General features: G+C 35.7%; 8 protein-coding genes, 1 pseudogene and 1 other annotated feature. All 9 genes and pseudogenes read right to left on the bottom strand.

Going from position 1 to position 12,361, the window contains the following annotated elements; translation table 11 throughout:
* Nucleotides 1-94: 94 nt before the first annotated feature.
* The gene (fusA, locus tag MWH25_RS11585; RefSeq protein WP_345947259.1) at nucleotides 95-2,158 is read right to left on the bottom strand and encodes an elongation factor G; all 2,064 of its coding nucleotides are present in this window, start codon (nucleotides 2,156-2,158) and stop codon (nucleotides 95-97) included.
* A gap of 29 nt (nucleotides 2,159-2,187) precedes the next feature.
* Nucleotides 2,188-2,658: a 30S ribosomal protein S7 gene (gene rpsG, locus MWH25_RS11580; protein WP_248627808.1), complete on the bottom strand. Its 471-nt coding sequence runs from the start codon at nucleotides 2,656-2,658 to the stop codon at nucleotides 2,188-2,190.
* A 47-nt stretch (nucleotides 2,659-2,705) separates the two neighbouring features.
* Complete coding sequence (gene rpsL, locus MWH25_RS11575; RefSeq protein ID WP_248627807.1) at nucleotides 2,706-3,074, bottom strand: 30S ribosomal protein S12; 369 nt, start codon at nucleotides 3,072-3,074, stop codon at nucleotides 2,706-2,708.
* A 176-nt stretch (nucleotides 3,075-3,250) separates the two neighbouring features.
* Nucleotides 3,251-6,688 carry a DNA-directed RNA polymerase subunit beta' gene (gene rpoC, locus MWH25_RS11570; protein WP_248627806.1) on the bottom strand — a complete coding sequence of 1,146 codons (3,438 nt, stop codon included), beginning with the start codon at nucleotides 6,686-6,688 and terminating at the stop codon, nucleotides 3,251-3,253.
* Between the two features lie 59 nt (nucleotides 6,689-6,747).
* Nucleotides 6,748-10,005, bottom strand: coding sequence for a DNA-directed RNA polymerase subunit beta (gene rpoB, locus MWH25_RS11565; protein ID WP_248627805.1), 3,258 nt, complete (start codon nucleotides 10,003-10,005; stop codon nucleotides 6,748-6,750).
* A gap of 293 nt (nucleotides 10,006-10,298) precedes the next feature.
* Nucleotides 10,299-10,670, bottom strand: a complete 372-nt coding sequence (rplL, locus tag MWH25_RS11560; RefSeq protein ID WP_248627804.1) for a 50S ribosomal protein L7/L12 — start codon at nucleotides 10,668-10,670, stop codon at nucleotides 10,299-10,301.
* Between the two features lie 24 nt (nucleotides 10,671-10,694).
* Complete coding sequence (gene rplJ, locus MWH25_RS11555; RefSeq protein WP_248627803.1) at nucleotides 10,695-11,213, bottom strand: 50S ribosomal protein L10; 519 nt, start codon at nucleotides 11,211-11,213, stop codon at nucleotides 10,695-10,697.
* A 45-nt stretch (nucleotides 11,214-11,258) separates the two neighbouring features.
* Nucleotides 11,259-11,427 (bottom strand) — a sequence feature (ribosomal protein L10 leader region).
* Nucleotides 11,428-11,478: 51 nt separating this feature from the next.
* Nucleotides 11,479-12,174 carry a 50S ribosomal protein L1 gene (rplA, locus tag MWH25_RS11550; protein WP_248627802.1) on the bottom strand — a complete coding sequence of 232 codons (696 nt, stop codon included), beginning with the start codon at nucleotides 12,172-12,174 and terminating at the stop codon, nucleotides 11,479-11,481.
* A gap of 64 nt (nucleotides 12,175-12,238) precedes the next feature.
* Nucleotides 12,239-12,361: pseudogene (locus MWH25_RS11545) on the bottom strand (50S ribosomal protein L11); the annotation flags it as partial.

Genomic DNA, 12,361 nt, shown 5'->3' with positions numbered 1-12,361 from the left:
TGACCGATTGTACCAATGTTAACATGAGGTTTCGTTCTTTCAAACTTTTCTTTTGCCATCTTATTCTCCCCCTTAATTTAAAATGTTATTAAGCTTATTCCATGATTTCTTTAGCAATATTTTTAGGAACTTCATCATAATGATCCATTTGCATTACATACTGAGCACGACCTTGTGTATTAGAACGCAGATCAGTTGCATATCCAAACATTTCAGATAATGGAACATTGGCCCTAATTATTCGTGCATTACCTCGTTGTTCCATACCTTCAACCTGCCCTCGTCGAGAATTAAGATCTCCAATTACATCTCCCATGTATTCCTCAGGAGTTGTAACCTCTACTGCCATAACTGGCTCTAGTAGTACAGGATTTGCTCTGTGTGCACCTTCTCTAATTGCCATCGAACCAGCAATTTTAAAGGCCATTTCAGAAGAGTCGACTTCGTGGTATGAACCATCATTTAAAGCAACCTTTACATCGACTACTGGGTAATTAGCTATAACACCATTTTCTAATGCTTCTCTAACACCATCTTCAACAGAACTAATATAGTCTCTTGGAACAACTCCACCAACAATATTATCTTCAAATTCAAATCCTTCTCCAGCTTCTAATGGTTCAATCTCCATAATTACATGACCATATTGTCCACGACCACCAGATTGGCGAATGAATTTACCTTCAATTTCAGCTTTCTTAGTAATAGTCTCTCGATAAGCAACCTGAGGTTCTCCAATATTAGCTTCAACATTAAATTCTCTTGTTAGGCGATCAATAATTACCTCCAAGTGTAATTCACCCATACCTGAAATAATCGTTTGACCAGTTTCTTCATCAGTTCTAACATTAAATGTTGGATCTTCTTCAGCTAATTTCTGTAAAGCCTCCCCTAATTTATCACTATCTTTTTGCGTTTTAGGTTCAATAGCTACATCGATAACTGTCTCAGGAAATTCCATAGATTCTAAAACAACTGGCTCATCTGCTGTACATAATGTATCTCCTGTTGAGGTATTCTTAAGTCCTACTGCTGCAGCTAAATCCCCAGCAAAAACCTCTTCTCTTTCTTCTCGCTTATTAGCATGCATCTGTAAAATTCTACCGACACGTTCTTTTTCGTCTTTAGTTGAATTATAAACATAAGAACCAGCTTCTAAAATTCCAGAATAAACTCTAAAGAAAGCTAATTTACCTACATAAGGGTCAGTCATAATCTTAAATGCTAAAGCAGAAAATGGAGCATCATCATCAGCTTCCCGAGTAATTTCTTCCTCTGTTTCAGGATCTAATCCTATAACAGGTGGTATGTCGATTGGCGCTGGCAAATAATCAATAATTGCATCCAATAAAGGCTGAATCCCTTTATTCTTTAAAGCAGTACCACAAAAGACCGGAGTAAATTCATTAGCAATAGTTCCTTTTCGGATAGCTGCCTTAACCTCTGTAACTGTAATTTCTTCACCTTCTAAATACTTCATCATAATCTCTTCATCTAAATCTGCTAACTTTTCAATTAATAATTCACGATACTCTTCAGCTTTTTCTTGTAAATCATCAGGGATTTCTTTTTTAACATAATCAACCCCAAGTTCATCTTCATAAACAATTGCTTTCATCTCTACTAAATCAACAGATCCTAGATAATTCTCTTCTTTCCCTATCGGAAGCTGAAGAGCAACAGGATTAGCAGCAATTCTCTCTTCCATCATATTTAGTACATTATAAAAATCTGCTCCAGTCCGATCCATCTTATTGATAAAAGCAATCCTTGGTACATTATATTTATCAGCTTGACGCCAAACTGTTTCAGATTGTGGTTCAACCCCCCCTACTGAACAAAAGACACCAATTGCTCCATCTAATACTCTTAAAGATCTTTCTACCTCAACAGTGAAGTCCACGTGTCCAGGCGTGTCTATAATGTTAATTCTATGATCTTCCCATTGGCAAGTTGTTGCAGCGGAAGTAATTGTTATTCCACGTTCTTTTTCTTGTTCCATCCAATCCATCTGAGAAGCACCATCATGTGTCTCTCCAATCTTGTGCACACGACCTGTATAGAATAAAATTCTTTCAGTAGCTGTCGTCTTCCCAGCATCTATATGTGCCATGATTCCAATATTCCTAGTCTTTTTTAATGAAAACTGTCTAGGCACTATCCAACACCTTCCTTTTTATTCTTTAATTACCATCTGTAATGTGCAAAAGCTTTATTTGCTTCAGCCATTCGATGTACTTCTTCTTTCTTTCTTACTGCTCCACCCTCTTCATTATAAGCATCAATGATTTCATTAGTAAATCTTTCAACCATTTCCCTCTCATTTCTATCTCTTGCTGCATCAATAATCCAACGCATCCCTAAGGTCAAGCGCCGATTATTATCAACTTCTATAGGAACTTGATAATTTGCTCCACCAACACGGCGAGTTCTAATTTCTAAAACAGGCATCACATTATTTAAAGCTTCTTTTAAAACCTCTTTAGCATCTTCACCTGTTTTTTCTGTGATTAATTCCATAGCATCATAGAAAATATTTTCAGCTAAGCTTTTTTTGCCATTGAGCATAATCTTATTAATAAATCGACTTACCAGTTTACTATTATATACTGGATCAGGATCAACTTCTCTCCGTTGAGCTCTATTCTTTCTTGACATCTTATTATTCCCCCCTTTTTCTCAGCAATTATTAAATTCTAATTTAATTAAGGCTTTTTAACACCGTATTTAGAACGACCCTTACGCCTATCTTCAACTCCTGCAGTATCCAATGCTCCACGTACTATCGTATATCTAACACCCGGCAAATCTTTAACACGACCACCTCTTACTAAAACAACAGAGTGTTCTTGTAAATTATGACCAATTCCAGGAATATAAGCTGTAACTTCTTTTCCATTAGTTAGTCTAACACGTGCTACTTTTCTTAATGCAGAGTTAGGTTTTTTAGGAGTTGCAGTATATACTCTAGTACAAACTCCTCTCTTTTGAGGTGCTCCTTCTAAAGCTCTAGCCCCTTCTTTCTTTTTAACCTTATTTCTTCCTTTACGAATAAGTTGATTTATTGTTGGCATTCACAAAACACCTCCTTCCATTTTTTTATAAAACCAACTAACTATCCTATTGAGTTTTGTTAGATCTCAAATCAAATAATTTATTAAATCATGATTCATCTTTTAATTGCTTGTTAACAACACACTTACGTATTTTAACACTTTGTCTGCTAACTGTCAACCTTTTTCTTGTTTTTTTACTCTTCTACGACCTCGGCATCAATTTCATGATATTGCTTCATACCGGTTCCTGCTGGAATTAATTGTCCAATAATTACATTTTCCTTCAAACCTAACAAATCATCACTCTTTCCTTCTAATGAAGCCTCGGTTAAAACTCTAGTTGTTTCCTGGAAGGAAGCAGCAGATAAAAAACTATCGGTTGATAAAGAAACTTTTGTAATTCCTAACAGTTCCGGTTTAGCAGTAGCAGGTTCTTTCCCTTTAGCTATTGCTTCTTCATTAGTCTTTTCAAACTCAAAGACATCTATTAAATTACCAGGTAATAACTCAGTATCACCAGATTCTTTAACTTTAACCTTACTTAGCATCTGCCTGATAATAACTTCTATATGTTTATCATTAATTTCAACCCCTTGTGAACGATAAACACTTTGAACTTCCCTTAATAAATACTTTTGTACATCTCGTCTACCTCTAATTGTTAAGATATCTTCTGGATCTAATGGACCTTTGGTTAATTTATCTCCTGCTGTAACATATTCTTTATCTTTAACCCTAATTTCAGATCCATATGGTAATTGGTAAGTTTTTTGCCTACCCTCTTCAGTCTTAATCACTGCTTTATAAGAGTTGCTTTTTTCAACTAAATTCACTTGACCATCTAATTCTGTTACTACTGCCTGTCCTTTTGGGCTACGAGCCTCAAACAACTCCTCAACTCTTGGTAGACCCTGTGTAATATCATCCCCAGCAACACCACCAGTATGGAACGTTCTCATTGTCAACTGAGTTCCAGGCTCTCCAATAGATTGAGCAGCCATAATTCCAACTGCTTCTCCTACATTAACCAACTTACGATCAGCGAGGTTACGTCCGTAACACTCTTGGCAAACTCCATGTTTAGTTCTACAAGTTAGAACCGTCTTGATTTCTACTGCTTCAATTCCCGCTTTTTCAATCTCATCAATTTCTTCTTCATTAATCATTTCACCTTCTGAGACTATAACTTGCTCTGTCTCAGGATCAATAATATCAGCAGAAGCAATTCTACCTAACACTCTTTCACTTAATGGTTCAATAACCTCTCCATCTTCTCTAATTGCTTCGAGTAGTAAACCTTCCTCAGTACCACAATCTCTTTCCCTAACAATTACATCTTGAGAAACATCAACCAGTCTCCTGGTCAAATAACCAGAATCTGCCGTTCTTAATGCAGTATCGGCCAATCCTTTTCGTGCTCCATGAGTAGAAATAAAGTACTCTAAAACTGTTAATCCCTCTCTAAAAGAAGTTTTAATCGGCATATCGATAATTCGACCAGAAGGATCAGCCATCAACCCACGCATTCCACCTAGCTGAGTGATTTGTGACTTATTACCACGGGCACCTGAAGTAGCCATCATATGAATTGGGTTGAATTCACCTAAATTATCAATCAAAGCCTCAGTAACTCTATCTTTAGCTTTACCCCAAATACTAATTACCCGTTGATATCTTTCTTTTTCAGTAATCAAACCACGACGATACTGTCGTTCAACTTTACTAACTTTTTTTTCAGATTCATCTAAAATATCATATTTCTTATCCGGAATATCAACATCAGTTACACCGATTGTAATTCCAGATTTTGTTGCATACTCAAAGGTTAAGTTTTTAACGGCATCTAAAATATCAGCAGTATAATTTGAACCTAGTTTTTTATAGCTTTCAGTAATCAAATCTCCTAACTCACCTTTATCAAAGACCTTATTATAAAATGGAAGTTGTTCTGGTAATACATCATTAAAGATTACCCGACCCACACTCGTTTCTATCCATTCTCCATTATCTAATCTATACTTAATTTCAGTCTGTAGTTCAACCTTGTCATTTTCATAAGCTTTGATTACATCAGCTGATGTACCGAAGAATTTACCTTCTCCTTTGGCCCCTTCCTTGATAATTGTCAAATAATAAGCACCTAACACCATATCCTGAGATGGGACAGCAATTGCTTCTCCATCAGCTGGAGATAATAAATTATAAGTAGATAACATCATTAGTCTACATTCAGCTTGAGCTTCAACTGATAATGGAACATGGACTGCCATTTGATCACCATCAAAATCAGCATTATAAGCTGGACAGACTAAAGGATGAATTTTAATTGCTTTCCCTTCTACTAGAACAGGCTCAAAAGCCTGTATTCCTAACCTATGAAGTGTAGGAGCACGATTTAATAATACAGGATGTTCCTTAATTACTTCTTCTAATATATCCCAAACTTCTTCATCTAATTTTTCAACCATACCTTTAGCACTTTTGATATTATGGGCCAATTCTTTATCGACCAATCGCTTCATCACAAAAGGCTTAAATAACTCTAAGGCCATCTTCTTTGGTAAACCACATTGATCCATTCTTAAATCCGGACCAACAACAATTACGGAACGTCCAGAATAATCAACACGTTTCCCTAATAAGTTTTGACGGAAACGCCCTTGCTTTCCTTTCAACATATCACTTAAGGACTTTAATGGTCTATTTCCTGCTCCAGTAACTGGTCTCCCACGACGACCATTATCAATCAAAGCATCTACTGCTTCTTGCAACATTCTCTTTTCATTACGAATAATAATATCTGGCGCACCAAGATCTAACAACCTTTTCAAGCGGTTATTACGATTGATAACTCTACGATAAAGGTCATTTAAATCTGAAGTTGCAAATCTTCCTCCATCAAGTTGAACCATAGGTCTTAATTCTGGAGGAATAACAGGAATAACATCTAAAATCATCCATTCAGGACTATTAGCAGATGTTCTTAATCCTTCTAACACCTTTAACCTCCGTACTATCCGCTTACGTCTCTGTCCAGAAACTTCTTTAGCTTCCTTAGTTAATTCATTAACCTCTTCATTTAAATCCATATTTCTCAAAATTTCTTTAATAGCACCAGCACCCATACCGGCCTTAAATTCTTTACCATATTTCATCTTAGCTTCTCGATATTCATTTTCTGTTAATAATTGTTTGTCACTCAATGGTGTATCACCAGATTCAATTACAATATAAGAAACAAAATATAATACTTTTTCTAAAGAACGTGGTGACATATCCATAACCAAACCTAAACGACTAGGAATTCCTTTAAAAAACCAAATGTGAGAAACAGGTGCTGCTAATTCAATGTGTCCCATTCTCTCTCTTCTCACTTTAGAACGTGTAACTTCAACACCACAACGGTCACAAACAACCCCTTTATAACGAACTCGCTTATACTTTCCACAATGGCACTCCCAATCCTTGGTAGGGCCAAAGATCTTCTCACAAAAAAGTCCTTCTTTCTCTGGTTTCAAAGTTCGATAATTAATCGTCTCTGGTTTCTTTACTTCACCACTAGACCAAGAGCGAATTTTTTTCGGTGAAGCTAAACCTATTTTCATCGAATCAAAGTTGTTGACATTAAACAAGGGCACACTCCCCCTTCTTTAGTTTAATTTTTAAGCTTAAACTAATAACTTCTTCTCAATCAGTCCTCATCTTCCTGATCATCTTCAGTATCAATTAAGTCTAACCCTAATTTTTTAGTCGTTTCATTAATATCTTTTTCTTCAATGGACAACTCTTCTTCTTCAGCAGAATAAACCTTAGCATTCAATCCAATACTTTGCATCTCTTTAATTAATACTTTAAATGACTCTGGAATACCAGGTTCAGGTACATTCTCACCTTTCACAATAGATTCATAGGCTTGCACACGACCTACAACATCATCTGACTTGACTGTTAACATCTCTTGTAGTGTATGTGCTGCTCCATAAGCTTCTAGAGCCCAAACTTCCATTTCTCCAAAACGCTGACCACCAAATTGTGCTTTACCTCCTAGTGGTTGTTGGGTTACTAGAGAATATGGCCCGGTTGAACGACCATGCATCTTATCATGAGCTAAGTGGTGTAACTTCAAAATATACATTACACCAACAGTTACTCGGTTTTCAAATTTTTCTCCAGTTCGACCATCACATAACTCTACTTTTCCATCACGATCTAACCCTGCTTCTTCTAAGATACCTTCTACCTCTTCTTCAGTTGCTCCATTAAAGACAGGGGTTGAAACATGAATACCTAAAGCTTTAGCAGCCATACCTAAATGAGTTTCTAAAACCTGACCAATATTCATTCGTGATGGTACTCCTAGTGGATTTAAAACAATTTCTACTGGCTCACCATTTGGTAAATAAGGCATATCTTCCTCAGGTAAGATTCTAGAAATAACCCCTTTATTCCCATGGCGTCCAGCTAATTTATCACCAACAGTAATTTTAAGCTTTTTAGCTACATATACTCGCACTAACTTATTAACTCCTGCTTTTAATTCATCTCCATCTTCTCGGTCAAAGACCTTAACATCAACAACGATACCCTCTTCACCATGTGGTACCTTTAAGGAAGTATCTCTAACCTCTCTAGCTTTTTCCCCAAAGATTGCTCGTAATAACCTCTCTTCAGCAGATAATTCTGTTTCACCTTTAGGTGTTACCTTCCCAACTAAGATATCTTCTGGCTCCACTTCTGCTCCAACCCTAATAATTCCACGCTCATCCAAATCTTTCAAAGCATCATCTCCAACATTCGGTATGCCACGTGTAATCTCTTCAGGACCTAACTTAGTATCACGAGCTTCAGCTTCATATTCTTCAATATGAATTGAAGTTAAGGCATCTTCTTTAACCATTTTTTCACTAATTAAAATAGCATCTTCATAATTGTAACCTTCCCAAGGCATAAAAGCAACAACACAGTTTTTACCTAATGCTAATTCACCTTTATCAGTTGACGGACCATCAGCAATAATTACTCCTGCTTCGACTCGATCACCTTTTCTAACAATAGGTTGCTGATTCATACAGCTTCCCTGGTTAGAACGGGCAAATTTAGTCAATTTATACTTATCAACTGTTCCTTGATCAGTTTTAATTAAGATTTTTTCTGCCGACACCTTCATAACTTCACCAGGGTTTTTAGCTACTATTACAGCACCGGAATCCTTAGCTGCTTCATATTCAATTCCTGTTCCTACTCGTGGGGCATCAGTCTTTAAGAGCGGAACAGCTTGTCGCTGCATATTAGCTCCCATTAATGCTCGGTTAGCATCATCATTCTCTAAAAATGGAACTAAGGCTGCAGAAACACTTATAATCTGTTTAGGAGATACATCCATATAATCCACTTTCTGTGGAGAAACTTGTAAAGTCTCTTCTTTGTACCGAACAAAAACTTTCTCATTAACCAATTTATTATTCTCATCAAGAGGCTCATTTGCCTGAGTAACTACATATTTATCCTCTTCATCAGCCGTTAAATAATCAATTTCATCTTTAACAACCCCATCTTCTACTTTTCGATAAGGCGTTTGGATAAATCCAAACTCATTGGTCTTCCCATAAATACACATCGACCCAATCAATCCAATATTTGGCCCTTCAGGTGTCTCAATCGGACAAATTCTACCATAGTGAGTATGATGTACATCTCTAACATCAAACCCAGCACGCTCACGACTTAAACCACCTGGTCCTAAAGCACTCATTCTTCTTTTATGGGTCAACTCTGACAATGGATTAGTTTGATCCATAAATTGAGACAACTGACTACTACCAAAAAATTCTTTGATTGCTGCTGCTACTGGTCGAGTATTGATTAAATTTTGTGGTGTAATTACATCGATATCTTGAATAGTCATCCTCTCTCTGACAACACGTTCCATTCTTGCTAGACCAATTCTGAATTGATTCTGTAATAGTTCTCCTACCGTTTTAAGTCGTCTATTACCTAAGTGATCAATATCATCTATCCAAGCAGAATCATCTTCATCTATCAACTTGAGTATATACTTAACTGTTGCCACAATATCTTCTTTAGCCAATGTTCTTTGGTTCGGATCAATCTCCAACTCTAACTTTTTATTTATCTTATACCGACCAACCTTAGCTAAATCATATCGTTTAGAATCAAAAAATAATGATTCTATTAAGTTTTGAGCACTCTCTACTGTAGGAGGCTCTCCAGGACGAATCTTTTTATATAATTCAATTAATGCTTCTTCATGCGTTTCAGTATTATCACGTTCAATTGTATTATGTATTATTTCGTGTTCACCAAATAAATCAAGTAACTCAGCATCAGTTCCATATCCTAAAGCTCTGAACAAAACAGTTGATGGTATCTTTCGATTACGATCAATCCTAACTGCAATAATATCCTTCTTATCATACTCAAATTCAATCCAAGCTCCACGATTTGGAATTATACTTCCATTATACAAGGTTCGCCCATCTTTAGTAACTTCCTGATCAAAATAGACTCCAGAAGAACGAATTAACTGATTAACAATTACCCGCTCTGCACCATTAACAATAAATGTACCTTCCTCAGTCAATACTGGAAAATCAGCCATGAAAACATCTTGTTCCTTGATTTCACCAGTTTCCTGATTGATCAACCTGACTTTAACATTTAATGGTGCCGAATAAGTTACATCACGATTTCTACTTTCATCCTTATCATACTTAGGCTCATCTAAATAATAATCAATAAACTCCAACACTAAATTTTCAGAAAAATCTTGAATAGGGGAAATCTCATGAAACATTTCTAATAAACCATCTTCTAAAAACCAATTATACGAATCAACTTGTGTCTTTAATAAATATGGAATCTCCATTTCATTTTCAACCTTAGCAAAACTACGCCTCTCTCTTCTTAAAGAATTTTCTGGACTGGCCATAAATGAATAGTCACCCCCAAGGATTTTATCAGCCTTATTTTACCATCATTTTCAAATCATTCTATAAAACATTATTTAGTATTTACTTTTTTATATAAACTATACATATAATTAAAATCATGTAAATTTATTTAGTTACCTAATAATATACTTGTAACAATAAATAATGGTAACACAAAGTAAAATCATTGTCAAGAAATAAAGAAAGATTTGAATAAGGTAAAAAAGCACTCTGTTTAATTAAACAGAGTGCTTTTTTGACTACTTATTCAGGTGTAAAAATTAAAGAAAGATTACTTAAGCTCTACTTCAGCTCCAGCTTCTTCTAATTGTTCTTTAATTTCCTCTGCTGCTTCCTCTTCCAATCCTTCTTTAACTGCGTTTGGAGCGTCATCAACTAATGCTTTCGCATCTTTTAATCCTAAATCTGTAACTTCTCTAACAGCTTTAATTACTTTAATCTTGCTACTTCCAGCAGAAGTTAAGACAACATCAAATTCTGTCTGCTCTTCAGCCCCACCAGCAGCTCCACCTGCTCCAGGAGCAGCCATTGCTACAGGAGCAGCTGCACTAACATCAAATTTCTCCTCTAATTCTTCAACCAATTCCGCTAATTCCAAAACTGTCATATTTTCAATTGCTTCTAAAATTTCTTCTTTATTCATTGTTAATATCCTCCTTGAATTTTATTATTCTTGTTCTTTTTTAATTTGATTAAGTACCTGTACTAATTCCTTTAATGGATGATTCAAACAATGCACCAATCCATTAATCGGTGCCTTCATACCACGAGCAATCTGTCCTAATAAAACTTCCCGTGGTGGAATATCAGCTAATGCTACCACTCCATCAACATCAATAATATCCCCTTCAACAATCCCAGACTTAATTTCCAAATCCTCATGCTCATCTGCAAATTCAGATAATACCTTGGCTGGTGCAACTGGATCTTCAGTAGAAAAAGCAATCGCTGTTGGCCCAGTTAAAGATTCTTTAATCTCTTCATAACCTAATTCTTTAGCAGCTAGAAAAGCTAATGTATTTTTAACAACTTTATACTCAACACCAGCTTCTCTTAATTTATCACGTAATTCTGTAACTTCTGCAACATCTAAACCGCGATAGTCTGTCAACACAGTTGATTTAGAGTCTTTAAATTTCTTAGTAAGCTCTTCAACAACTAACTCTTTCGCTTTTCGCTGGCCCATCTTCTTTGACTACACCTCCTCATCAAATACAACTAAAACTCATCAAATACAACTAAAAAAGAGCCTCCCTAGCATAGCTGGAGACCCACAATTCATTGCCTAATAATATAGATAAACAGATCCGATCTATATTTTGCTCCAGCCTCGGTAGGCTCTAAAATTTAAACTTAAATTAATAAGTACCTACTGTCTACGGCCTCAATTTATATTCATTTTTAATCCACAAATCGAATTATAACATATTAATTAATAACAGTCAATAAATTTAACTAAATAATTTAATAACTTCTTGAGAATCTATTTTAATTCCTGCTCCCATTGTAGGAGAAACAGCAATATTCAGTAAATACTTCCCTTTAGCTCCAGCAGGTCTAGATTTAATCATAACATTCATTACTGTTTCAAAATTCTCAAATAATTGCTCAACAGTAAAATTATCTTTACCAATTGGTAAATGAATGTTACCACCATCATCGGCCCTATATTCTATTTTTCCTGCTTTAACATCTTTTACAGCTTTCTCTACATCAAATGTAACAGTGCCAACCTTTGGATTAGGCATTAATCCTTGTGGCCCTAAAATTGGCCCTAATTTACCAACTACACTCATCATATCTGGAGTTGCTATTGCTACATCAAAATCTAACCAACCATCTTCTATCTTTTCAACCAATTCATCACTACCAACAAAATCAGCTCCAGCTTCCTCAGCTTCTTTAACCTTTTCCCCTTGTGCAAAAACGACTACTGTAACATCTTGTCCAGTCCCTTGTGGTAAGACGACTGCACCCCTAAGTTGTTGATCATTCTTTTTAGGATCAATCCCTAAGTTAACAGCTAATTCAATTGTTTCATTGAAATTCGCTGTAGCAGTCTCTTTGGCTAGCTTTAGAGCTTCTTTGATTTCATATTCTTGGTCACGATCAATTTTATCTAATAGTTCATCATATCTGTTAGACATTTATAAACCTCCTTTGTGGTATTAACGGAAGATTCCTCCCACTTATTAAAATATATTTTGTTTATTACTTAACTTTAATCCCCATACTTCTTGCAGTTCCTTCAATCATGCTCATTGCCGATTCCAAACTAGCTGCATTTAAGTCCTCCATCTTTAATTCAGCAATTTCTTTGACATCTTCTTTGCT

Source organism: Natroniella acetigena (assembly GCF_023227745.1).
GTDB lineage: Bacteria > Bacillota > Halanaerobiia > Halobacteroidales > Halobacteroidaceae > Natroniella > Natroniella acetigena.
The sequence above is the reverse complement of the archived record's forward strand: the minus strand, read 5'-3'. Positions and strand labels throughout refer to the sequence as shown.

Bases quoted from the DNA above. Each gene is read 5' to 3' on its own strand.
- rpsG (WP_248627808.1), bottom strand. From the start codon at position 2,658: ATGTCAAGAAAGAATAGAGCTCAACGGAGAGAAGTTGATCCTGATCCA.
- rpsL (WP_248627807.1), bottom strand. From the start codon at position 3,074: ATGCCAACAATAAATCAACTTATTCGTAAAGGAAGAAATAAGGTTAAA.
- rpoB (WP_248627805.1), bottom strand. From the start codon at position 10,005: ATGGCCAGTCCAGAAAATTCTTTAAGAAGAGAGAGGCGTAGTTTTGCT.
- rplL (WP_248627804.1), bottom strand. From the start codon at position 10,670: ATGAATAAAGAAGAAATTTTAGAAGCAATTGAAAATATGACAGTTTTG.
- rplJ (WP_248627803.1), bottom strand. From the start codon at position 11,213: ATGGGCCAGCGAAAAGCGAAAGAGTTAGTTGTTGAAGAGCTTACTAAG.
- rplA (WP_248627802.1), bottom strand. From the start codon at position 12,174: ATGTCTAACAGATATGATGAACTATTAGATAAAATTGATCGTGACCAA.